20 protein-coding genes are annotated in these 22,146 nt (G+C 57.6%); 14 read left to right on the top strand and 6 right to left on the bottom strand.

The genetic code is table 11. The annotated features are described in order from the left end of the window. Positions 1–624: a helix-turn-helix transcriptional regulator gene (locus QQF33_RS24460; RefSeq protein ID WP_285158768.1), complete on the top strand. Its 624-nt coding sequence runs from the start codon at positions 1–3 to the stop codon at positions 622–624. Between the two features lie 68 nt (positions 625–692). Here the strand turns inward: QQF33_RS24460 and QQF33_RS24455 are convergent, their stop codons facing one another. From QQF33_RS24455 to mscS, 3 genes are read right to left on the bottom strand one after another with little or no spacing between them, the layout of a single operon-like run. After that, positions 693–1,025 carry a glycine zipper domain-containing protein gene (locus QQF33_RS24455; RefSeq protein WP_282494500.1) on the bottom strand — a complete coding sequence of 111 codons (333 nt, stop codon included), beginning with the start codon at positions 1,023–1,025 and terminating at the stop codon, positions 693–695. A gap of 13 nt (positions 1,026–1,038) precedes the next feature. Beyond that, on the bottom strand, positions 1,039–2,100 hold the full coding sequence (gene ydiK, locus QQF33_RS24450) for an AI-2E family transporter YdiK (protein ID WP_285148286.1): 1,062 nt from the start codon (positions 2,098–2,100) through the stop codon (positions 1,039–1,041). Further along, a complete protein-coding gene (gene mscS, locus QQF33_RS24445; protein WP_285148287.1) occupies positions 2,097–2,972 on the bottom strand; it encodes a small-conductance mechanosensitive channel MscS in 876 nt (291 codons plus the stop codon). The genes ydiK and mscS overlap by 4 nt, the downstream gene beginning before the upstream one ends. A 203-nt stretch (positions 2,973–3,175) precedes the next feature. On the opposite strand from mscS, the gene QQF33_RS24440 reads away from it, so the two are divergent. Together QQF33_RS24440 and QQF33_RS24435 are read left to right on the top strand one after the other, a co-directional pair. Further along, positions 3,176–4,228 (top strand): ABC transporter substrate-binding protein, encoded by a 1,053-nt coding sequence (locus QQF33_RS24440; protein ID WP_285148289.1) that lies wholly within the window; start codon positions 3,176–3,178, stop codon positions 4,226–4,228. Continuing rightward, positions 4,228–4,911 (top strand): molybdate ABC transporter substrate-binding protein, encoded by a 684-nt coding sequence (locus QQF33_RS24435; RefSeq protein ID WP_285158767.1) that lies wholly within the window; start codon positions 4,228–4,230, stop codon positions 4,909–4,911. The genes QQF33_RS24440 and QQF33_RS24435 overlap by 1 nt, the downstream gene beginning before the upstream one ends. A 127-nt stretch (positions 4,912–5,038) precedes the next feature. Here QQF33_RS24435 and yghU read toward each other — a convergent pair whose 3' ends face one another. After that, positions 5,039–5,908, bottom strand: a complete 870-nt coding sequence (gene yghU, locus QQF33_RS24430) for a glutathione-dependent disulfide-bond oxidoreductase (RefSeq protein ID WP_285148292.1) — start codon at positions 5,906–5,908, stop codon at positions 5,039–5,041. A gap of 247 nt (positions 5,909–6,155) precedes the next feature. On the opposite strand from yghU, the gene QQF33_RS24425 reads away from it, so the two are divergent. From QQF33_RS24425 to QQF33_RS24380, 10 genes are all read left to right on the top strand, one after another. Next, on the top strand, positions 6,156–7,745 hold the full coding sequence (locus QQF33_RS24425) for an ABC transporter substrate-binding protein (RefSeq protein ID WP_285148294.1): 1,590 nt from the start codon (positions 6,156–6,158) through the stop codon (positions 7,743–7,745). A 46-nt stretch (positions 7,746–7,791) separates the two neighbouring features. Beyond that, the gene (locus tag QQF33_RS24420; RefSeq protein WP_285148297.1) at positions 7,792–8,745 is read left to right on the top strand and encodes an ABC transporter permease; all 954 of its coding nucleotides are present in this window, start codon (positions 7,792–7,794) and stop codon (positions 8,743–8,745) included. A 6-nt stretch (positions 8,746–8,751) separates the two neighbouring features. Further along, positions 8,752–9,597: an ABC transporter permease gene (locus tag QQF33_RS24415; RefSeq protein WP_282494334.1), complete on the top strand. Its 846-nt coding sequence runs from the start codon at positions 8,752–8,754 to the stop codon at positions 9,595–9,597. After that, positions 9,590–10,567, top strand: coding sequence for an ABC transporter ATP-binding protein (locus QQF33_RS24410; protein ID WP_285158766.1), 978 nt, complete (start codon positions 9,590–9,592; stop codon positions 10,565–10,567). Before QQF33_RS24415 ends, QQF33_RS24410 begins: the two co-directional genes overlap by 8 nt. After that, on the top strand, positions 10,564–11,541 hold the full coding sequence (locus QQF33_RS24405; protein ID WP_285143956.1) for an ABC transporter ATP-binding protein: 978 nt from the start codon (positions 10,564–10,566) through the stop codon (positions 11,539–11,541). The genes QQF33_RS24410 and QQF33_RS24405 overlap by 4 nt, the downstream gene beginning before the upstream one ends. A 273-nt stretch (positions 11,542–11,814) precedes the next feature. Then, positions 11,815–13,680, top strand: coding sequence for a bifunctional glutathionylspermidine amidase/synthase (gss, locus tag QQF33_RS24400; protein WP_285158765.1), 1,866 nt, complete (start codon positions 11,815–11,817; stop codon positions 13,678–13,680). Between the two features lie 139 nt (positions 13,681–13,819). Continuing rightward, a complete protein-coding gene (locus tag QQF33_RS24395) occupies positions 13,820–14,371 on the top strand; it encodes a peroxiredoxin (protein ID WP_390888254.1) in 552 nt (183 codons plus the stop codon). 31 nt (positions 14,372–14,402) lie between these two features. Continuing rightward, positions 14,403–15,635, top strand: a complete 1,233-nt coding sequence (locus QQF33_RS24390; protein WP_285158764.1) for a protein-disulfide reductase DsbD family protein — start codon at positions 14,403–14,405, stop codon at positions 15,633–15,635. A 20-nt stretch (positions 15,636–15,655) separates the two neighbouring features. After that, positions 15,656–16,216: a sigma-70 family RNA polymerase sigma factor gene (locus tag QQF33_RS24385; RefSeq protein ID WP_285148305.1), complete on the top strand. Its 561-nt coding sequence runs from the start codon at positions 15,656–15,658 to the stop codon at positions 16,214–16,216. Then, the gene (locus QQF33_RS24380) at positions 16,203–16,835 is read left to right on the top strand and encodes a DUF1109 domain-containing protein (protein WP_285148306.1); all 633 of its coding nucleotides are present in this window, start codon (positions 16,203–16,205) and stop codon (positions 16,833–16,835) included. The genes QQF33_RS24385 and QQF33_RS24380 overlap by 14 nt, the downstream gene beginning before the upstream one ends. Before the next feature lie 629 nt (positions 16,836–17,464). Here QQF33_RS24380 and QQF33_RS24375 read toward each other — a convergent pair. Further along, on the bottom strand, positions 17,465–20,296 hold the full coding sequence (locus QQF33_RS24375) for an autotransporter family protein (protein WP_285148308.1): 2,832 nt from the start codon (positions 20,294–20,296) through the stop codon (positions 17,465–17,467). Between the two features lie 190 nt (positions 20,297–20,486). On the opposite strand from QQF33_RS24375, the gene QQF33_RS24370 reads away from it, so the two are divergent. Further along, on the top strand, positions 20,487–21,326 hold the full coding sequence (locus QQF33_RS24370) for an alpha/beta fold hydrolase (protein WP_285148310.1): 840 nt from the start codon (positions 20,487–20,489) through the stop codon (positions 21,324–21,326). Between the two features lie 9 nt (positions 21,327–21,335). Here QQF33_RS24370 and QQF33_RS24365 read toward each other — a convergent pair whose 3' ends face one another. Beyond that, positions 21,336–22,118: an SDR family NAD(P)-dependent oxidoreductase gene (locus tag QQF33_RS24365; protein ID WP_285158763.1), complete on the bottom strand. Its 783-nt coding sequence runs from the start codon at positions 22,116–22,118 to the stop codon at positions 21,336–21,338. Positions 22,119–22,146 lie beyond the last annotated feature (28 nt).

The raw sequence follows: 22,146 nt of genomic DNA, 5'->3' as shown, positions 1-22,146 counted from the left end.
ATGTTTATCTGTCAGATTCATTACCAAATCCGGAATGAATTATATCTTGCCGGGATCCGCAACAGCCTGGATAAACTGGCCAGCCACAATCCTCACTGGGGCTACCAGCTGACAGCGAAGGATACCTCCCCGCAGGACGAGGCGCATTTTTCGATTTTTGATATGACCGAGTGCCTGACAAAAGAGGCCTTCCTCAGCCATGGCATCGCCGATCAACCGCGCTCGCTGATTCTGCTGAAGGCAGCGCAAAAAGAGTTGATGTCCGCGCTGGTGCTGGGCTCCCGCTGCTCGATTCTTTGCGTGGATGAAGTGCATTTCAACATGCGTGAACTGATTGATACCGTCATGAAGAAAAAGCGCTATCTCAGCGTGCTGACCACCCGGCATCAGACCATCACGTTGCCAACATCACCGGTGGCGCTGACGCGGGCGGAAAGCATGATTCTGGATTATCTCTGGCAGGGGCGTTCCGGCGTGGATATTTCGAAGGTGCTGTTCCGCAGTGAAAAAACCATCAGCACGCACAAGAGAAGTATTATGCGTAAGCTCAATGTGACCACCGATCTGGAACTGCGAAAATGCATCCAGCACTATGAAAATAAGAAAATGGATGTCGTGAATTAATTCTCGCGGTGGGGATATCAATAAAAAGGCCGGGCAATCCAAAAGATGCCCGGCCTTTTTTCTGCGACTTAGTGAGTGGCTTCGCCCACCAGACCGCCTGCACCGGCGCCCACGGCCGCGCCTTTCAGCACGCTTTTGCCGGTGATCGCCGCCGCACCTGCGCCAACCACCGCGCCCACGGCACCGCCTTTGCGCGCCGCTTTGCCTTTATCGCCACTTTTGAACATCGCTCCGGTGCCTGCGCCCACCACGGCACCGCCGACGGTGGATTTCACGCTTTTGCCCGTTGCCGCGCCGATAGCCGCACCGGCAACGGCACCTGCGGCGGTTTTATCGATCGCAAGCGTTGAGGCGGAAACGAGGAGGGTACCAATGAGTAGCGTTGCCTTCATGCAGTTCATCATGTTTATTTCCTTATGCTCTAAAATCCACTTCGCTCACCCAGGTGGAGAGCAAACGCCAGGATACTGCCAGTAAAACGGGGCCAATAAATAGGCCAATCATGCCCCAGGCCAACATCCCCCCGATCACCCCGATCATGATCAGCAGCACCGACGTGTCTGCACCACGGTTGATCAGCAGAGGTTTAATAAAGTTATCCAGCGCGCCCGCGACGACCGTCCAGGCCAGCAGCAGCGACGCCATTCCGTGCATTCCGCTCCAGAATAACCACGCCACGGCGGGCAACATGACAATCACCGGGCCGAGCTGCATCAGGCACAGGACGAAGATCATGCCGGTGAGCAGGGCGGCCGCCGGGATCTGGCAGATCAGCAAACCGATACCCGCAAAGGCCGACTGAATCACCGCCGTCAGCACAATCCCCATCGCCACGACCTGAATCGTTTTACCGGCCAGAACCACGGCGGTTTCACCGCGTCCCTGGGCAATACGTCTGGCGAAATGCCGCAAGCCGCGCGCAATACGCTCGCCGTGCAGATAAAACACCAGGCACGAGACCAGCATCAGCACGCCGTTCACCAGCAATGAGCCAATATGCGTCAGCTCGTTGATCAGCAGGGTCGCGCATTTCATCAGCCAGGGTTTCAAGGTGCCAAACAGCACGGCGCTGTCGCTGTGAATCAGTCCCAGCCATTTGTTATGCAGATGCGGGCCAATTTTGGGGATCCGATTGAGGAACTCACAGGTCGGCAGATGAGCCATATCCAGCTGCATCAGCCAGTGCAGGGCATCCTGTGCCATGACGGTAAAGGCCGTGGCGCTCAAAATGACCGGAAGCAGGAAGATAGCGCTCAAAAACAGCATCATCAGCAGGATCGCCACCCCTCTGCGGCGCACGATTTTGCGCTGCAGCAGAGTAAACAGCGGCCAGGTAGCAATGGTAATCAATCCGGCCCAGATGACGCTGAGAATAAAGGGTTTCACGATCCAGACGCAGCAGCAGAGCATCGTTAAAATCAACAACACGCTGAACAGGATCTGCGGCACATCGCGCTGCGGGCGAGAAGCGATCATGAGTGCGTCAGCTCCTTCGCATTCGCGGGCTGCCTCAGGTCATTCAGATGGATATCCATTTGCGGGTAAGGCATGGCGATCTGATTAGCATCCAGCGCGTTCTTAATGTTTTCCATCAGGTCGTAATAAACGTCCCAATAGTTTTTATTTTCTGTCCACACGCGCACCACAAAATTCAGCGACGACGGCGCAAATTCGTTTAAACGAATGACCTGCCCTTTGTCATGCAAGATCCGCGGGTCAAGGGTAATGACGGTTTTAATGACGCTTTTCAGATGTTCAATCGAGGTGTTGTAAGCCACGCCTAACGTAATATCGACCCGGCGATGCGGCTGGCGCGAAAAGTTAGTGATTTCGCTGGCGATGATTTTCCCGTTCGGGACCACCACCATTTTATTATCGGAAGTGCGAAGCGTGGTGGAGAAAATATGCACCTCTTCGATGGTGCCTGCCACCGCGCCCACGCTGGCATATTCCCCGGCGCGGATCGGGCGCAACGTCACCAGTAAAACACCCGCTGCGAAGTTGGACAGCGATCCCTGTAACGCCAGACCTACCGCCAGCCCGGCGGCACCAATCACCGCGATGATCGATGAGGTTTCCACCCCAAGACGGCCCAGCGCGGCTACCACGGCGAAGGCCAGCATCGCATAGCGCAACAGGGCGCTACAGAATTGCGTGACGGTTTTATCGACCTGACGGCTCAGCAATAACCGTTTGAATCCCGCGCTGGCGATGCGCGCGATAAAGACACCGGCACACAATAAAAAAACGGCACCAATAAGATTGAAAACACCCTGAACGATGGTGGATTCATTATTGATAATCCAGTGGATCAACTGCCTGATCCCGGGGAACGCCTCGAACTTCATTTCGTATTCCTTGGCCAAGTAAATCCGTCAGTTTAATGGCGGTGAGGAGAAGTCCGGGAGCGCTATTTCGTCTCTTTTTGGAGTAAATAAATCTGGATAACTCATTGTTATCGCAACTGTTTCATGTATACCTACAAAGAGTGCGGCGAATCGATCTCTCAATCGTTATATAATCCATTTCATAACGAAAGTGAGAGGGCATTATGAACACACGTTTTTGGCAGGCAGTCACCTTGAGTTTACTGTTTTTACTCCCGTTATCGTCCGAGGCGTCCCGCCAGATAACCGACCAGATTGGCCGCACGATCACCATCCCTGACAAAGTCGATCGCGTCGTGGTGCTTCAGCACCAGACGCTGAACTTACTGGTGCAAATGAACGCCAGCGACAAAATCGTCGGCGTGATGGCGAACTGGAAACAGCAGCTTGGTGACGGCTACGCCCGCCTGGCACCCGAGCTGAACCAGAAAGCCACGCTTGGCGATCTCACCCATGTGGATCCAGAAAAACTGATTGCCCTGCATCCACAGGTGGTGTTTGTCACCAACTACGCGCCGCAGGAGATGATCGACAAAATCAGCAGCCTGGGCATTCCGGTGGTCGCCATTTCCCTTCGCCACGACGCGCCAGGGGAAAAAGCAAAACTGAATCCGACGATGGCCGACGAAGAGAAAGCCTACGATCTGGGGCTGCGCGAGGGGATCACCTTGATCGGCGAGATCGTCAACAAACCGCAGGAAGCCAAAGATCTGATCGCCGCCACCGATAAGGGGCGCAAGATGGTCAGCGATCGTTTGAAAGATATGCCGGCAGAACACCGTATTCGCGCCTATATGGCTAACCCGGAACTCACCACCTACGGTTCCGGGAAATATACCGGTCTGATGATGGCCCATGCGGGGGCTATCAACGTGGCGGCGGCGACTATTCAGGGTTTCAAAACCGTGGCGATGGAGCAGGTTATCGCCTGGAACCCGCAGGTGATTTTTGCGCAGGATCGTTATCCGTCCGTGGTCGACGAAATTAAAAATTCACCCCAGTGGCAGGTGATCGACGCCGTGAAAAACCACCGCGTCTACCTGATGCCGGACTACGCCAAAGCCTGGGGCTACCCGATGCCGGAAGCGATGGGCATCGGCGAGCTGTGGATGGCGAAAAAACTCTATCCGGAGAAGTTTAAAGACGTCGATATGCATCAGGTCGCCGATGAGTGGTACCAGCGTTTCTATCGCACCCACTACCAGGGTATCGACTGATGCACGTCCTGGCGGCGGGCAGCCTGCGCGGCGTGTGGCCGCAGCTGATGGCGCATTTCTCGCATCCGGTCGACACTCAGTTTGGCCCGGCCGGCCTGCTGCGGGAGCGGATTGAAGCGGGCGAGCCGTGCGACCTGTTTGCGTCGGCCAATGTCGCGCATCCGCAGGCATTGCTCCAGAACGGGCGAGCACGTTCCGTGGCGGTGTTCGCCAGCAACACGCTTTGTCTGACCGCACGCAGTGACGCCGTGCGCGAGGGCGACGACTGGCTTTCGCTGCTCACGCGTCCCGATTTACGCCTGGCGACCTCCACGGCGGGGTGCGACCCTTCTGGCGACTACACGCAGGAGTTGTTTACGCGCATGGGGGACGCGGGCGTTGCCGTGCGCAAGCGGGCGCTGGCCCTGGTCGGCGGACGGGAATCTGCGCCAGTTCCGCCGGGAAAACTGGCGGCGGAGTGGATCATTCAGAGCGGTCATGCGGATCTGTTTATCGGCTATGGGAGTTACGCGCCAAAACTGCGTCTGATTCCGGAGTTAAAGGTCCTGAACATTCCGGCACCTTTTAACCCGCGAGCGGAATATGCCTGTGCAGTGATGACGCCAGAGGCGGAGAATCTGGCGGAGTTTTTACAGTCGGAAAAGGCAAAAGCGATATTGCAGCAGGCGGGGTTCGGCGTATAAATCAGCCGGATGGCGCTGCGCTTATCCGGCCTACAAAACAAACGTAGGCCCGGGAAGCGCAGGGTAAGAACCGGAAACATGGTGTAGGCCCGGTAAGCGTAGCGCCACCGGGCACGTTATCAGCGCATTAAGCCTGACGTTTATCTTCGGTATTGGTCTCGAAATCGCTCGCCGCATGACGCTCATGCAGCTGTTCGCTCGGCTCGCCAAAGGTGCGGTTGACGATACGCCCGCGTTTCACCGCCGGACGCTCCGCCACTTCTTTCGCCCAGCGCTGGACGTTCTTATAGCTGCCCGCATCCAGGAACTCGGCGGCGTTGTACACATTGCCGAGGACCACGTTGCCGAACCACGGCCAGATGGCGATATCGGCGATGCTGTACTCATCCCCCGCCACATAGCGACCGCGACCTAACTGCTTATCCAGCACGTCGAGCAGGCGTTTGGACTCCATCGTAAAACGATCAATCGCATACTCAATCTTCACCGGCGCGTAGTTGAAGAAGTGCCCGAAACCGCCGCCGAGGAACGGGGCCGAGCCCTGCAGCCAGAACAGCCAGTTCAGGGTTTCGGTGCGTCCCGCCGGATCTTTTGGCAGCAGGTGGCCGAATTTCTCTGCCAGATACAGCAGGATATTGCCGGATTCAAATACGCGCAGCGGCGGGTTCACAGAGTGGTCACGGAGTGCCGGAATTTTCGAGTTCGGGTTCACGTCGACAAAGCCGCTGGAGAACTGATCGCCTTCGCCGATGCGGATCAGCCAGGCATCATACTCTGCGCCCGTCACGCCGAGCGCCAGCAGCTCTTCCAGCATGATGGTGACTTTCTGGCCGTTTGGCGTGCCGAGGGAATAAAGCTGGAGCGGATGCGCGCCAACCGGCAGTTCTTTCTCATGCGTGGCGCCAGAAACCGGGCGGTTGATATTGGCAAAAGCGCCGCCGTTGTTGTTCTGTTTCCATTCCCACACTTTCGGTGGCTGGTAAGTGTTGTCGGACATGTTGATCTGCCTTTTGAGTGATGTGTTGAGGCAGTGTAGCAGGAGATTCGTGAAGGGTTTAACGAACTGAGCGCATAAGGATATGCGCTATTCCCGAATGCGCTTATATATATCAAATTCGTTATAAGCTTAATCGAAAATCGCATTTTCATTGTTAATGCGCAATATGACAAAGCTGCATATGATGCTCTCGAATAAATATAAGTTGGCAATATAAAATACTATTGAGGCAAGGAGTTAGTTAGATATGCGCAAGCTACTGTTATCTGCTGTTCTGGTGTCTATGGCATTGGCCGCCGCGGGCTGTGACGATGCTAAAAAAAATGAAACGGCGAACGCGCCAGCAGCAAAAAGCGACGCGCCAAAAGAGGGTGGCTCGCTGATTATCGGTATCACCTCCGGCGACCCGCTGGCCGTGAACCCACTTTACGCCAGCGACCGCACCACGCTGACCATCATGCAGGCGCTTTACGCTCCCCTCTACAGTTTTAACGACGGCAAAATCGAATGGGGTCTGGCCGAAAGCCTCACGCCGTCCGCCGACAATCTCAGCTATACCCTGACCTTAAAACCGAATCTGAAATGGCAGGATGGCCAGCCGCTGACCGCCGAAGACGTGGTGTTCACCTTCAATAAACTCCTCGAAGCCAAACAGCACAGCTTCTTCCGCAGCATGTTTACCTACGGCGGTAAGCCAGTAGAAGTCAGTAAGGTCGACGATCGCACCGTTAAGTTCACCTTACCGCAGGTCAGCGCGGCCTTTGCCGGAACCCTGGTGCAGATCTATCCGATTCCGGAACATGTGTTCGCGAAAGAGGACGATCTGGAAAAGAGCACCAAAAACGATGCGCTGGTCGGTTCCGGTCCGTTCAAGTTTAAAGAGTACCGCGCGGGGCAATACTACTCTCTGACCCGTTTCGACGATTACTGGAACGGCAAAGCGAAGCTCGACTCCGTGACCTATCGTTTTGCCAAAGACAGCAACTCGGCGAACCTCGCCCTGCAAAACGGCGAAATCAATCTCAAGATGGTCGATCCGCAGGACGTCAGCCGCCTGAAAAATACCGGGAAATTTGACTTTGTGGTCTACCCGGAAGGCCGTCTGGCGTACATGACCTTCAACCAGAACGTCCCGGTAATGAAAAGCAAAGAGCTGCGTCAGGCGATTGCATATGCCATCAACAAAGACGAGCTGACGCAAACCGCGTTCACCTCGCTGGACTACGCCAAACCGGCCACCTCGTTCCTGACGCCGGACACGCTCTATCAGACTAATGACGTTGAGCAGTACAAATTCGATCAGCAGAAAGCGAAAGATCTGCTGAAAGCGTCCGGTGCGCCTGCCGACCTCAAGCTGCGTCTGGCCTACGTGAACACCAACAAAACCCAGGAGAGCATGGCGCTCTACATTCAGCAGCAGCTGAAGGGCATCGGCGTGAACGTTGAACTGATGCCGCTGGATTCGAACGCCATGTCCCAGCGCAGTCTGGATATGAACAACACCGCGTGGGAGCTGAACCTCGGCGGCTACATCATGGGCGCGGAGCCTGACGGCTATAAATCCCTGTTCATGAGCAACGAAGCCTACAACTACGCGCACTACAAAAATCCGCAGTTTGACGCCCTGTGGGACAAAGGTGCGGTGGAGACCGATGCGGGTAAACGCGCGGAGATCTACAAGCAAATTCAGCAGACCGTGGCGAACGACATGACCTACTACCCGATCGCCTACACCAACGCGACGGTCGCGGTGGATAAACGCTTCGGCGGTACTCAGGAAGCCGAGCCAAAACCGGTTTATATGTTCCAGGATCTTTCTAAAATCTATCAAAAATAAGCAGTTGCCCCGGTTTTGCGACCGGGGCTTTTTGTAAGGGCAAGTCGTGAACACATTACTGACGCGTCGGTTGCTGCAGCTGCTGCCGATGCTTTTCTTTATTTCGCTGGTGGCGTTTTTGCTGGTCAAACTCGCGCCCGGCGATCCGGTAGCGGCGTACATCACGCCGAGGATGGCTCCGGAGGATATCGAGCGTATCCGCCAGAGCATGGGGCTGGATAAGCCATTAGTGACGCAATACGTGCTGTGGCTGAAAAACGTATTGCAGGGCGATCTGGGCTATTCGCTGATTTACCATCGCCCTGTGCTGGAGATGATCGGCGAGCGCATTCCGGCCACCCTCGGGCTGATGGGCGCGTCGCTGCTGATGGCGATTGTGCTGGCGATCCCACTCGGCCTGCTGGCTGGCGCATTCAAACACCGCTGGCTGGATCACATCCTGAACTTATTCGCCTATATCGGTATTTCCGTGCCGATTTTCTGGTTCGGCATTTTGCTGATCACCGTCTTTGCCGTGCAGCTCAACTGGTTCCCCAGCATGGGGATGCGCACCATCGGCATGGACGACAGCTGGCTCGACGTGGTGCGCCACGGCGTGCTGCCGTGCATCGTGCTGACCTTCTATAACCTCTCGAGCTACGTGCGCTATATCCGATCGAACACCATTTCGCAGCTCTCCGCCGACTATGTGCAGACCCAGCTGGCGTACGGGGCCACGCGCACCAGTATCCTGTTCCGCCACGTGTTGAAAAACGTGCTGCTGCCGGTGATCACCCTGTTTGGCCTGTCGTTTGGCGAGCTGGTGGTCGGGGCCTATGTGACCGAAAGCGTCTTCTCCTGGCCAGGGATGGGCTTGCTCGGGATCCAGTCGATCACCTCCCTGGATTACCCGCTGATCATGGCGATCATCATGCTTTCGTCGATGATGCTGATCGTCGGCAACCTGATCGCCGATCTGCTCTATCGCTTCGCCGATCCCCGCATTCGTACACTGAGGTAACCCCGGATGAGCAGACGCTGGCAACAAGTTCGTCACCAGCTGCGCCGCAATCGTCCGGCGCAGTTCTCCTTATTTGTCCTGTTTATTTTTATCGTTGCGGCCCTCTGCGCGGGGCTGAGTCCTTACGATCCGGATCAGATGTCGCTCGGGGCGCGCACCCTGCCGCCTGACGCCGCGCACTGGTTTGGTACCGACGAGTACGGGCGCGACTACTTCACCCGCGCCCTGTACGGCGGGCAGATCTCCCTGATGGTCGGTTTCCTGGCAATGCTCTTTTCGACGCTGATCGGCACCCTGGTGGGCACCATCAGCGGCTATTTTGGCGGCTGGCTGGATAACCTGATGATGCGCGTCGTCGATATCCTGATGGCGATCCCGGCGTTTTTCCTGCTGCTGGTGGTCAATGCGTATCTCAAGCCGGGTGTGGATAACATCATCTTCATTATCAGCCTGCTGACGTGGATGAGCATGTCGCGGCTGGTGCGCGCGGAAACCCTTTCGGTGAAGGAGCGCGAGTATGTTCTGTATGCCCGCGCGTCGGGCGAGCATCCGCTGCGCATCATTCTGCGTCACATTATTCCCGGCGTGCTGCCGACCATTATCGTGGCGGCGACGCTCAACATCGCCTCCGCCATTCTGATGGAATCGACTCTCAGCTTCCTCGGGCTCGGCGTGCAGGCGCCTGCCGCGTCGTGGGGGAGTATGCTCAACAACGCCCAGTCGTACATTGGCGAAGCCTCGTGGCTGGCGATGTTCCCCGGTATTTTGATTTTGCTGACGGTGTTCAGTTTTAACGTGCTGGGCGATGTGTTCCGCACCGCCTTTGAGCCGGGAGCGAACCGCGATGAATAACTTATTAGAACTCGATAACCTGCACACCGCGTTTCGCACCCGCGACGGCGAGGTGCAGGCGGTGCGCGGCGTGAGCTTTCATGTGCAGGCGGGAGAACTTGTCGGCATCGTCGGCGAATCCGGGTGCGGGAAAAGCGTCACCTGCAAATCGATCATTCAACTGCTCGGCAGCAACGGACACATCTCCGGCGGCAGCATCCGTTTTCAGAATGAGGATCTGGCGCGCAAAACCCCTGAACAAATGCGCAAGATCCGCGGAAACGAGATTGCGATGATCTTCCAGGACCCGATGACTGCCCTGAACCCGGTGGTGACCATCGGCAGGCAGATGACGGAGATCCTGGTGCGCAACAAAGGGCTGTCCAAAAAGGCGGCCAGAGCCACGGCCATCGCCATGCTCGATCAGGTGGGGATTGCCGAAGCCGAGCGTCGTTTCGACCAATACCCGCACGAGTTTAGCGGCGGGATGCGCCAGCGCGTGATGATTGCCATCGCGCTCTCCTGCAACCCGAAACTGCTGATTGCCGACGAACCCACCACCGCGCTGGACGTGACCATTCAGGCACAAATTCTGCGCCTGCTGAAAAGCCTGCAGCAGCAGACCCAGACCGCCATTTTGCTGATCACCCACGATCTCGGCGTGGTGGCGCAGGTGTGCAGCCGCGTGGTGGTGATGTACGGCGGGCAGGTGATGGAGGAGGGGAGCGTGGAGGATATTTTTTATCGCCCGGCGCACCCGTACACTCAGGGTTTGCTGGCGTCGCTTCCGCGACCGGACGAGGCCAATCAGCGCCTGTCACCCATCGAAGGCACGCCGCCTGGCTTGCTCAATCCACCGCCGGGCTGCCCGTTTGCCGAGCGCTGTCCGAAACGGATGCCGCAGTGCGAGCGCCAGCCCGCATTCTATTCCGTCGGGGAGGGCCACCGTGCGGCCTGCTGGTTATGGGCCGATAAGGAGGTTCAGGCATGAGCGAGCAAAACAGTCCTTTAGTGAGCGTACGTGAACTGCGAAAACACTATCGGGTTCAGGGTGGGCTGCTACGCAAAGGCGTGGCGGTGAAAGCGGTCGACGGCGTGAGTTTCGATATTCAGCGCGGCGAAACCTTTGGTCTGGTGGGCGAATCCGGCTGCGGAAAATCAACGCTTGGGCGGGCGATGCTGCGCCTGTTTGATATCACTTCCGGCGAGATCCACTTTGACGGGCAGGAGATCGCCCAGGCGAGCGAGAAACAGCTCAAGCCTCTGCGCAAACGCATGCAGGCTATTTTCCAGGACCCGTACTCGTCGCTCAATCCGGGCATGACGGTGCAGCAGCTGGTGGCCGAGCCGATGCAGATCCACGGCTACAGCCGCGAGGAGCAGCGGGAACGTACGGAAACTCTGCTCTATAAAGTCGGGCTCAAACAGGAACATCTCCAGCGTTTCCCGCACGAGTTCAGCGGCGGTCAGCGTCAGCGCATCAGCATCGCGCGCGCGTTGTCGGTGCGCCCGGAGTTTGTGCTGTGCGATGAGCCGCTCTCGGCGCTGGACGTGTCGGTCCAGGCGCAGGTGGTGAACATTTTGCAGGACCTGCAGCAGGAGCTGGGGCTGACCTATCTGTTTATCGCCCACGATCTGTCGATGGTGCGCCATATCTCCAGCCGTATCGGGGTGATGTACCTCGGCAAGCTGGTGGAAGTGGCCCCGGCGGGTGAGCTCTATTCCCATCCGGCGCACCCCTATACCCGCGCGCTGCTGGCCGCCGTTCCGCTGCCCGACCCGCGCATCCGCCACCTGGAGCAAGCCACCCTGCGCGGAGAGATCCCCGGCCCCACATCAGTGCTTCCCGGCTGTAAGTTTTGCAGCCGCTGCCCGCACGTGATGCCCGTTTGCCGGTCACAGGAGCCCGCAATGCAGGAGATCTCCCCCGGACATTTCGCAGCGTGTTGGTTGTTTAAATTGTAACGAACCGCCATCAACCCGTAGGCCGGGTAAGGCGCAGCCGCCACCCGGCACAAAGACCGCACAGAACAAGTAGGCCGGGTAAGGCGCAGCCGCCACCCGGCAAAAGCGGCGTTGCGGCCTGAAAGCCGGGCGGCGCTAACGCTTGCCCGGCCTACAATGGCCAGGGCCTACTCTGTACCACGGCGCTTTCCCAGGTGTATGATAATTCCACTTCTGTCAACGCGCAGACGACAACCGTCATCCTCTTGCCGCCTGCCTTTTTAGGTTGGATTCATGCGAAATAATGGAAAGTTAAGCAGTGACGCTCCGTTTGGGACGTTGTTAGGTTATGCGCCGGGTGGCGTGGCAATTTACTCCTCGAATTACAGCAGCCTTGATCCGCGCAACTACCCCGAAGACGCGGAGTTTCGTAGCTATATCGGCAACGAATACATGGGCCACAAATGGCAGTGCGTCGAGTTCGCGCGCCGCTTCCTGTTCCTCAACTACGGCATGGTCTTTACCGACGTCGGCATGGCGTGGGAGATCTTCTCCCTGCGCTTCCTGCGCGCCGTGGTCAACGACACCATTTTACCGCTGCAGGCCTTTGCCAACGGTTCACAACGCGCGCCAAAAGCCGGGTCGCTGCTGATCTGGCAAAAGGGCGGTGAGTTTCATGAGACCGGCCACGTGGCGGTTATCACTCAGCTGATGGGCGATAAAGTCCGCATCGCCGAGCAGAACGTGCTCCATTCGCCGCTGCCGGTCGGCCAGCAGTGGACGCGCGAGCTGCGCCTGTCGGTCGAAAACGGCTGCTACACCCTGCACGATACCTTTACGGATACCACCATTCTGGGCTGGATGATCCAGACTGACGACACCGAACACAGCCTGCCGCAGCCGGAAATTGGTGGCGAACAGCTGAAAATCAGCGGCGCGCGTCTGCCCAACAAACGCCAGTTCGACGGCAAATGGCTCAACGAAAACGATGCCCTCCAGCAGGCCTATGTTCGCGCCAACGGCCATGTGATCAACAAAGATCCCTGCCAGTATTTCACCATCACCGAAAGCGCCGAGCAGGAGCTGATCAAGGCCACCAACGAACTGCATCTGATGTATCTTCACGCCACGGATAAGGTGCTGAAAGACGACAACTTGCTCGCGCTTTTCGACATCCCGAAAATCCTCTGGCCGCGCCTGCGCCTCTCCTGGCAGTGGCGTCGTCACCATATGATCACCGGTCGTATGGATTTTTGTATGGATGAGCGCGGGCTGAAAGTGTACGAATACAACGCCGATTCCGCCTCCTGCCATACGGAAGGGGGCCTGATCCTCGAAGAGTGGGTGAAAAACGGCTATCGCGGAACCGGGCACAACCCGGCGGAAGGCCTGCTTGAAGAGCTGACCGGTGCGTGGAAGCACAGCAACGCGCGTCCGTTCGTACACATCATGCAAGACAATGATATCGAAGAGGATTATCACGCGCTCTTTATCCAGCGCTCCCTGATGCAGGCCGGTTTTGAGACCAAAATCCTGCACGGGCTTGAGGCGCTAAGCTGGGATAAAGCAGGACAGCTCATCGATGACGAAGGTCGCCCGGTGAACTGCGTGTGGAAAACCTGGGCGTGGGAAACGGCCATCGAGCAGGTGCGTGAAGTCAGCGAAACCGAATACGCCGCGGTGCCGATCCGCACCGGCCATCCGCAGAACGAAGTGCGTTTAATTGACGTCCTGCTGCGCCCGGAAGTACTGGTATTTGAACCGCTCTGGACGGTGATTCCTGGCAACAAAGCGATTCTGCCGGTGCTGTGGCAGCTGTTCCCAAACCATCGCTATCTGCTGGATACCGACTTTGAAGTCAACGAACTGCTGACCCAAACCGGCTACGCGGTGAAACCTATTGCCGGTCGCTGCGGCAGCAATATCGATCTGATCAGTGCCGAAGAAGAGCTGCTGGACAAATCCAGCGGCAAATTTGTCGATCGCAAAAATATCTACCAGCAGCTGTGGTGTCTGCCAAAAGTGGACGGGAAGTACATTCAGGTCTGCACCTTTACCGTCGGCGGCAACTACGGCGGCACCTGTCTGCGCGGGGATGATTCGCTGGTGATTAAGAAAGAGAGCGACATCGAGCCGCTGATCGTGGTGAAAGACAACTAGCGCGTTCACCGCGTTGAGGCTGCAACTGAACATCCGCAAGTGAGCCTTGCGGATGTTTTTTTATGGGCGGGCGAAACTTTTGTTCGCGGGCTAACGAACTATTATTCAGATAGCCCACTTTTCCCCGATGGAGTTGACCATGAAAACTTTGAAAACCTTGTCCGCCGCCGCCGTACTGACGCTTTCACTCTTTTCCATGAACACCCAGGCCGCGCTCGAAGCCGGAGCCAAAGCGCCAGACTTTACCCTGCAGGGCGCGCTGGGCGGTAAACCGCTGACCTTTACGTTACAGCAGGCGCTGCAAAAAGGGCCGGTGGTGCTCTATTTCTTCCCGGCGGCGTTTACCAAAGGTTGCACGCTGGAGGCCCACGCGTTTGCGGAAGCGACGGATGATTTCAAAAAACTGGGCGCGACGGTGGTGGGGGTGACCGCCGGGAATGTCGATCAGGTGGATGAGTTTTCGAAACTCGAGTGCCGCGATAAGTTTGCCGTGGCTGCCGATCCCGGTGCCAAAGTGGCGACCGAGTATGAAACCCTGATGAAGGTGAACGGTAAAACGCTCTCGGATCGCACCTCGTTTGTGATCGCGCCGGACGGCAAAATCCTGCTCAGCTACACGGACCGCAACCCGGATGCGCACATCCAGAAAACGATGGATGCCGTCAAGCTTTATGCGAAATCGCACTCGTAATTAACGCCGACTTTCGCCTTCGAGGTTCGCTATGTTAACCGCCATTTTTGCCGCCTTTCTGGGCGGCGTGATCCTGAATTTCATGCCCTGCGTCTTTCCGGTGATCTCCCTGAAAGCGCTGGGGATCATGCGCCATCAGGGCGACACCGCCAGCGCACGGACTGAAGGATTCGGGTTTCTGCTCGGCGTCATCTTTACCATGATGGCGCTGGCGGCACTGCTGCTGGCATTGCGCGCCGGGGGAACGGCTGTCGGATGGGGCTTCCAGCTTCAGTCTCCGCTGGTGATCGCCGTGCTGGCGCTGATTATTCTTGGGGCCGCGCTCAACCTGCTTGGGGTGTTTGAAGTCGGGCTGTCGCTCCAGCGAGCCGGGGAGATCTCCGTCGGGCGCGGGGCGTTTGTCCGCTCGGCCCTGACGGGCGCGCTGGCCATTATCGTTGCCACGCCGTGCTCCGCGCCGTTTATGGCGGGGGCGGTAGGCTACGCGCTGGTCCAGCCGCCTGCGGTTTCGCTGGCGATTTTCTTTGCTCTGGCGCTCGGTTTTGCTGCGCCCTTTACCCTCGTCTCGCTGTTCCCGGCGATAGCTCGTCGACTGCCGCGCCCCGGCGCGTGGATGGACGTGCTGAAACGCGGACTGGCCTTCCCGATGCTGGGCGCTTTTGCCTGGCTGGTGTGGGTCCTGGCGCAGCAGGCCGGGACTACGGCGCTGGCGGTGATGCTGGCGAGCGCTGTGGTGGTGAGTTTTGCCGCCTGGCTGTATGGCATCGCCCAACGCCGACGCTATCTCGGAAAGTCTTATCGAGTGCTGCTGGCGTTCACGGTGGCGTTTTTTGTCGTGGCGATTGCGCCGTTGCCTAAGGCAATCAATACCGGATCGGCACAGCCCGCTACCCTGGTGGCGGAAAACGTCGCGCCGGTGAAGTGGTCGCCGCAGAGCGTGGAAGCGATGCGCGGTCACGGCAAAGCCATCTTTGTGAATTTCACCGCGTCATGGTGCATCACCTGTCAGGTGAACGATCGTACTTCGCTCTCGACGCAGGCGGTGAAAGAGGCGATGGCGCGCACCGGCGCGGTTTATATGGTGGCGGATTCCACCAAATTTAACGCCGATATTGATGATGCGATGAACGCCTTCGGGCAGGGCGGATTGCCGCTGTACGTGGTCTATCCGGCGGACGGAAGCGCACCGAAGGTGCTCCCGCAGGTGCTGACGCCGTCGATTGTGGTCAACGCCCTGAATCAGGCGGCTGACAAAAAAGCATGAGGTAACCGTCATGGCGGAATATGGATAACGGGTTTGCCCCGCGCGAGGCCTGGCCTGAGCTGATGACCAAAGCGCAGGCCGGGGATCGTCACGCCTATACCCAGCTGTTGCGGGCAATTGTCCCGGCGATTCGCACCCTCGTGCGCCGACAGGTATCCGACACGGTGCTGGTGGAAGATGTCATCCAGGATGTGCTGTTGACGGTGCATCGGGTGCGCCATACCTACGATCCGGCCTGTCCCTTTTTGCCATGGCTGATGGCGATTACCCAGGCCCGCACGGTCGATGCCTTGCGCCATCGCGGGCGGACATTGCGCCGCGAGACGGATACGGAAGCGGCGCTGGTGGACGTCGCAGCCACGGAGAGTGCGGAACATCAGGACGTTCAGGAGGAGCTGAAGCTGATCCTCGACAGACTGCCCGCGCGCCAGCGGGAAATCGTGGAGCATATTCACCTGCAGGAAATGACCCTTGCGCAGGCCGCAAGCCGACATAATTTGACGATCCCGGCGGTGAAATCCCTGCTGCACAGGGCCATCACCTCTCTTCGCCGGATGGGAGCGAACCATGACCGATCATGAGCTGTTAATTGAAAAACTGAGCCAGCAGGCGCTGCCCGTCAAACGCCCCTGGCCCGACGGCTGGCGTGCGCTGGCGTGGACCCTGATGGCGCTCCCGAGCGGGTGGCTGAGCAGTTTGCTGTTACAGCGCGTGGCGACGGACTGGGCGCATTCCGGAGCATTTTTGGCCCTGCTTCAACTGGGACTGACGTTTGTGATGGGCGTTCTGGCGATCCGTAACGCGTTTTTACTCAGCATTCCGGGCCGTCGCCCGCTTAGCTGGAAAGGGTTTATGCCGCTGCTGGTTCTGTGGCTGGGCTGCGTGCTGGCGAATCTCGGGCAGACATCCCTGACGCATCACCGGGATGAGGTGAATTGCTACGTCTTTATGATGACCGTCAGCGCGCCGATGATGCTGCTGGCGATCGGTTATTTGCGGCGCACCCGCAGTCTGCATCCTCTGCAAAGTCTCGCCACTGCCGGGGCGGGCGTGGCCTGCATGGCGCTAACTTTGCTGTCGTTCTGTCATCCGGTCGAAGTGCATCCGCTGGATTTTGCGCTGCATCTGGCGGCGATCTTCACCATTGTGGTCGCCACGGTGGGGCTGGGGTGGAAGTGGGTGGCGATCCCACTGCCTTGATGATTCTATCTGGCATTAGAGGGTGTTCCGTTCACCTTATGTTCAGCAGAATATTAAACCTGTATCACCTGTGAACGTGACAAGGGGGCTACGCGGCCCCCTTGTCAATCCCCGCGCCCCGCCATGAAATCGGTGCTTCGCACTGCGCTCACCTCCCGGCCTGCTGCCTGCGGTCGGCTCGACTCGACATCCTGTCTCGTTTCGCCTCTGGCCGCCATCCATGGCGTCCAGCCCTTGTCATCCGGCCTCCGGTTCGCCGATTTCTGCGGGGACCCAAACCGGTGCCACATGCAGGCAGCTGTGAAGGTTGAGGGAGCGGGAGTCCGGCTGAAAATCGCTGAGGCGTTGACTGGAGGTAGGGGCGACGCACAGGGATGTGCGTCGAGGGCGCGACTTACAGGGATGTTACCTGCGCCCGTCCCCGTCAGCCGGAAGGAATAAGACGAAGGTACCGCGAAGCGGCGATTTTCCTGGCCGGGAGCCGAGATTGTTAAGGGGGCGGCGGCCCCTTAACACGTTCACCGCAGAGAAATGGACAGGAAGCAGAGAAACCAAAGTGAACGGAACGATTCCACTGCTTTTTCAAAGGGCTTTTGAACGCGTCCAGCGGTCAGCAGCCTTCACATCAATCAGAACATCTTCCGCAGTCGCAGACTGAAGGTGTGCGCCTGATAGCGATCTCCCGCCTGCAGATCGTAGCGCGCGTCCAGGCTCAGATCGTTCGCGTCGTACAGCGTGCTGCCGACTGCAACACCCGCCATATCCTCCACTGGCGACGCGCCTTTGGTGATAAAGCTAGTTTCACCCACGGCGTCGGCGGCATAGGTCGCATGGCTGCTCACCTGGCGGTTATCGTACTGATGAATCCAGGAGACCTGCGCGAAAGGCGTCAGGTTGCCGAGACCCGTCGCAAAGGTTCTCTCGACGCGGGCTCCGATGTCGCTCACGACCGACTGGGAATGCGTGCTGCTCACGTCCAGCGCCATGCCGTTGCCGCCGGTTTCCTTATAGTCATCAACGTGTTGATAACCATAGGTCAGGCTGGCGAGCGGCGTGATCACCACGTCGGCTGGCAGTTTGACCGGATAGCCGAACTCCGTTTGCAGGGTGACTGATTGACCGTTGAACTTGCCCTGGGCCGCGCCGGAGAAGCCGGTGAAGTCCGCGCGGCGAACGGAGCTGTAGTTCTGGCGGTTCACACCCGCTGAGAGGTTCAGATACCATGGCGAGCCTGTGTAACCGGCATAACCGATGATGCCGTAGTTATCTGCGGTGGAGGTGTTACCGCTCAGGTTGCCTTTTCCGTGAACGGAGGTGTTGCTGTAGTTCACGGCAGCGCCCAGACGCCAGTCGTCGCCGAGCGAGCGGTCAGCGCCCATGATCAGGCCGCCAAATTTCGCCGTATAGCCGCTTATTTCAGCGGTGCTGTCCTGACGCGCATAGCCGCCGAACGGCTGACCCCATACGATCCAGTTGCTGGCGTAGTCATCCCCGGTCGCCACGCCGCTGGTGCCGGAGGTGTGTGGATTGCGTACCGCATCAATGTGCGCCCCGACCACAGCCTGTGCGGTGGAGGTGGCTACCGCAGCCGCTGAGCTGGTGTTGAGATTCTGACCCGGAGAGAGTTTCTCGCCCGCGCGGTTGGCTTCATCTTTGCCTTTAATCGCCAGTGAGGCGTTGTACAGATCCAGCAGCTGTGGAGAAGAGATGCCGGTGTAGCTCGCCAGACCGCCGAGTGCCGCGGTGGCGCCTGGGATGGTCGCCAGCGCAGGTTTCGGCGTTGGCTGAGTCGGCGGCGTCACAACCGGCGGTGTAACGACAGGTGGAGTGACAACGGGCGGTGTCACCACCGGCGGTGTAACGACAGGTGGAGTGACAACGGGCGGTGTCACAACCGGAGGCGTCACCACAGGTGGAGTGACAACAGGCGGTGTCACAACCGGAGGCGTTACCACAGGTGGAGTCACCACTGGCGGTGTGACAACCGGAGGCGTCACAACCGGTGGAACCACTACTGGCTCCGCGCCAACGGTTAACACCAGCGCCCTATTCGCGCCGTCCTCGTAGACTGAGCCATTCACCGCGCCGTGATAGCCAATCGCCTGATAGTTCAGCTTATCCGCGTTGTACTCCGTCCCCGCGCCTGTGGCAGTGATCACTACATAACGCTGGCCTTCAGCGAACTGATAGGTGGCACCGGTGCGCAGCAGGTTAACGCTGGAACCCGCGTCAACCGTGGCATTGCCGATGACGTTCAGGCGTCCATATCCGGTGTCGGCGGTTAAAAAACCGTTTTGCGTGGCCAGATCGGAGATACCAGAGATAAGCGTAGCGGCGGCTTTCTGGTGATAATCCCCGACAATCGAAATGTCGCCGTTCACCTGCAGCGCTGCGCCATTGTTCTGTACCGTTGCGGCATTCACGTTATCGTTCAGCAGCAGGGAACCCGTACCAAAAATCACCTCTGAGCTCTGGCTGGTGATCTGACCAATGCCATTCTGACCGGTCAGCGTCCCTGTGGTATTTGTGCCGCCATTAATGGTTAACGGCGTTGAGCTTTGGGAGAAAATATCCCCCTTAACCGTACCGCTGTTGGTGAGCGTGACGTCCGCGCTGGAATTGGTATAGGTAAATACATACAGGGCGGTGCTTCCCCCGCTCAGCGTACCGTTGTTAGTAATCAGCGTGGCGGGATTTTGATCGCTGTAGCTTGTGAGATAAATTCCGTACAAACCGCCGGTGATTTCACCGTTGTTAACGATCTCTGCGATGGAATTTCCGCTGGAGCTGTTAGCGTTAATGCCATTATTAATCCCGGCGATGCGGCTGTTATTTTCGATAGTGCCGATGCTGCCGTGGTTGGTAATACCGTCCGCGCTGCCGCTAATTAAACCATCGTTAATAACAGAATTGATCGTTCCCCAGTTCACCACCCCTGCGCTGCCGAAAAAATTGAGGGTGCCGGTTTGAAGCGTTCCGGTATTGTGCAGCGTGCCAATGAGACCCTGGTTGTAAATGGCCCCATTTTGTCCCGGCATCGGCATCATATTATTATTGGCGGCGGTAATAACGCCATCATTGGTTAAATAATCAATGGTGCCCGCGTTATTAATCCCGCGATAGCCCGTGATTGTTCCTGTGCTGGTATTGAACAGATTAAGGATGTGACCGTTATTCCCCACTGCGCCAGTATTGTTCGAACCGAGAAATATATTATTCGGCATATTCTGGATGGTGCCGTGGTTAATAAAACTATCCACGACCCCGGTGGGGGTGACTGTCACAATGCTGCCCGTACGGAAGGGATCGAGGTTTTCAATGATTCCGGTGTTGCTGAATTCAGTTATCGGTGCATCAATGATAACGTCCGATGAAGCGATGGAGTGTGTCGTCAGCAGCCCCTGCGCCGCCGTTGAAGCCACCAGCAAAGAGATCAGCTGGCTTAGATATTTTTTTCTCATGGTGTGCCGTCACAAAGTTGCGATTGTTGTAAAAATTGCAGATAAATAAACTTCGGATTAATCCGATATTGTTCGGGCGCAGAATATACAATTTGTTGCAAAAAACAATAAGCTTTGCTTAATTATTTCTGGGTGGAATTATCCCGTAGAAATAGTGTTGTTTTTAATTTTACTTAAGTGATTCCCGGATATGTGGGTTAAAGAGAATATATTCTTCGCAGTCTTATTGATTAGCTTATCTTTTTTATTTACAGGCTGTGCTGCGGTAGAACCGCGCAATACGGCGAGCCAGATTGCGCAACAGGCAGGTCTTACCAGAGAGAATGTGCAGACAAACGACTTTCTGATTGCCAGCTGGAGCCGAATGACCCCGCCGGTCAGGTCATTACACGTCTACATCGAAGGAGATGGGTTTGCCTGGCAAAGCCGCACGCGGCCTTCGGACGATCCAACGCCCCACAACCCGGTCGGACTGACGCTGGCCGCTGCCGATGCGCACGCCAGCGTGCTGTATCTCGCCCGACCCTGCCAGTTTGCCGGGCCGCCGTTGCCCGCTGAGTGCAGCGCGCGCTGGTGGACGGAGGATCGTTTTTCACCCGTCGTACTGGAGTCAATGAACGAGGCGCTCGATCGGTTTGTGGCGCGCTACCCAGGCGTTCAGCTTGATTTAACGGGATATTCGGGCGGTGGAAATATCGCGGCGCTGCTGGCTGAACGGAGAACGGACGTGCGCTCGCTACGCACGGTGGCGGGGAATCTGGATGTCGCTTATGTGAATGCGCTGCATCAGGTGAGCGCCATGCCCGGTGCGATCAATGCCATCGATCGCGCTCAGGCGCTGCGTCATATACCGCAGCTTCATCTCAGCGGCGAGGCCGACAAAACCGTTCCCCCGGACGTCGCCCGCCGTTTTGTACAGGCGGTTGGCGGAAACTGTACTCGCACGGCTGTGGTAAGCGGGATGAGCCATGGCTCTGACTGGGCCGCCATCTGGCCACAATGGCTGGCACAGGGCGTGCCAGCCTGTTAGCAGAACATCTTAAAGATCTTCTTCATCCTGCATTATGGCGCTGCGGCCACCGTCCATCACGATGGTGGTCCCCGCAATAAAGCCCGCCTTATCGCTGGCGAGGAACAGGCATAATTCGCCGACTTCATCCGGGCGACCGATGCGCCCGACGGGGTGTTTTTTGATGGTGCGGTCGCGGGCGATTTGCGCGTCGGGGTGGGAATCAAACCACGCCTGGTTGCCGAGAGTATCAATAAAGCCGGGGGCGATGCCGACGGTGCGGATCTCCGGGCCCCATTCAATCGTCAGGCTCTGCACCAGGGAAAGCAGGGCGCGTTTGCTGATGTTATACGGCGCGCAGCCCGGCATGGTCGAAAACGCATGGTTTGAGGTGATGATAATGATCGTCCCCTGGCTTTTGCGCAGCGCCGGGCGGGCGCATTTCGCCAGATACCAGTGCGAGCGCAAATTCAGACTGAAATTATGCTCCCAGTCGCTCTCTTCGCAGTCGATGCCTTTAAAGACATTTTTCCCCGCATTCGACACCACAACATCGATTCTGCCGAACAGTTTTTCTGCGCTGTCGACAAACTGCTGAATAGCCTCCGTACGTGTGACATCCACGGAATAATAGAAATAGCGATCCGGATAGTCGCTCAGCATTTGCTGCGCGGCGGGCGCTTTTTCCAGAGCGGAGAAGGCGCAGCCAATAACGATATCGCCGTTATCTAAAAAAGTCTGCGCAATGGCCTGGCCGATACCCTGGCTGGTGCCGGTGACAATGACAATACGGGGTGTTGTTTTCGTGGTCATGTTGAACCTCATTGCAGGCTGCGGGCTG

Origin of the sequence: Lelliottia wanjuensis, assembly GCF_030238365.1 — a bacterium.
Taxonomy (GTDB): Bacteria; Pseudomonadota; Gammaproteobacteria; order Enterobacterales; family Enterobacteriaceae; genus Enterobacter; species Enterobacter wanjuensis.
The sequence above is the reverse complement of the archived record's forward strand: the minus strand, read 5'-3'. Positions and strand labels throughout refer to the sequence as shown.

Bases quoted from the DNA above. Each gene is read 5' to 3' on its own strand.
- gss (WP_285158765.1), top strand. From the start codon at position 11,815: ATGCGAAATAATGGAAAGTTAAGCAGTGACGCTCCGTTTGGGACGTTG.
- QQF33_RS24380 (WP_285148306.1), top strand. From the start codon at position 16,203: ATGACCGATCATGAGCTGTTAATTGAAAAACTGAGCCAGCAGGCGCTG.
- QQF33_RS24425 (WP_285148294.1), top strand. From the start codon at position 6,156: ATGCGCAAGCTACTGTTATCTGCTGTTCTGGTGTCTATGGCATTGGCC.
- QQF33_RS24395 (WP_390888254.1), top strand. From the start codon at position 13,820: ATGAAAACTTTGAAAACCTTGTCCGCCGCCGCCGTACTGACGCTTTCA.
- ydiK (WP_285148286.1), bottom strand. From the start codon at position 2,100: ATGATCGCTTCTCGCCCGCAGCGCGATGTGCCGCAGATCCTGTTCAGC.
- QQF33_RS24410 (WP_285158766.1), top strand. From the start codon at position 9,590: ATGAATAACTTATTAGAACTCGATAACCTGCACACCGCGTTTCGCACC.
- QQF33_RS24370 (WP_285148310.1), top strand. From the start codon at position 20,487: ATGTGGGTTAAAGAGAATATATTCTTCGCAGTCTTATTGATTAGCTTA.
- yghU (WP_285148292.1), bottom strand. From the start codon at position 5,908: ATGTCCGACAACACTTACCAGCCACCGAAAGTGTGGGAATGGAAACAG.
- QQF33_RS24415 (WP_282494334.1), top strand. From the start codon at position 8,752: ATGAGCAGACGCTGGCAACAAGTTCGTCACCAGCTGCGCCGCAATCGT.
- QQF33_RS24365 (WP_285158763.1), bottom strand. From the start codon at position 22,118: ATGACCACGAAAACAACACCCCGTATTGTCATTGTCACCGGCACCAGC.
- QQF33_RS24375 (WP_285148308.1), bottom strand. From the start codon at position 20,296: ATGAGAAAAAAATATCTAAGCCAGCTGATCTCTTTGCTGGTGGCTTCA.
- QQF33_RS24385 (WP_285148305.1), top strand. From the start codon at position 15,656: ATGGATAACGGGTTTGCCCCGCGCGAGGCCTGGCCTGAGCTGATGACC.
- QQF33_RS24460 (WP_285158768.1), top strand. From the start codon at position 1: ATGTTTATCTGTCAGATTCATTACCAAATCCGGAATGAATTATATCTT.
- QQF33_RS24405 (WP_285143956.1), top strand. From the start codon at position 10,564: ATGAGCGAGCAAAACAGTCCTTTAGTGAGCGTACGTGAACTGCGAAAA.
- mscS (WP_285148287.1), bottom strand. From the start codon at position 2,972: ATGAAGTTCGAGGCGTTCCCCGGGATCAGGCAGTTGATCCACTGGATT.
- QQF33_RS24435 (WP_285158767.1), top strand. From the start codon at position 4,228: ATGCACGTCCTGGCGGCGGGCAGCCTGCGCGGCGTGTGGCCGCAGCTG.
- QQF33_RS24455 (WP_282494500.1), bottom strand. From the start codon at position 1,025: ATGAACTGCATGAAGGCAACGCTACTCATTGGTACCCTCCTCGTTTCC.
- QQF33_RS24440 (WP_285148289.1), top strand. From the start codon at position 3,176: ATGAACACACGTTTTTGGCAGGCAGTCACCTTGAGTTTACTGTTTTTA.
- QQF33_RS24390 (WP_285158764.1), top strand. From the start codon at position 14,403: ATGTTAACCGCCATTTTTGCCGCCTTTCTGGGCGGCGTGATCCTGAAT.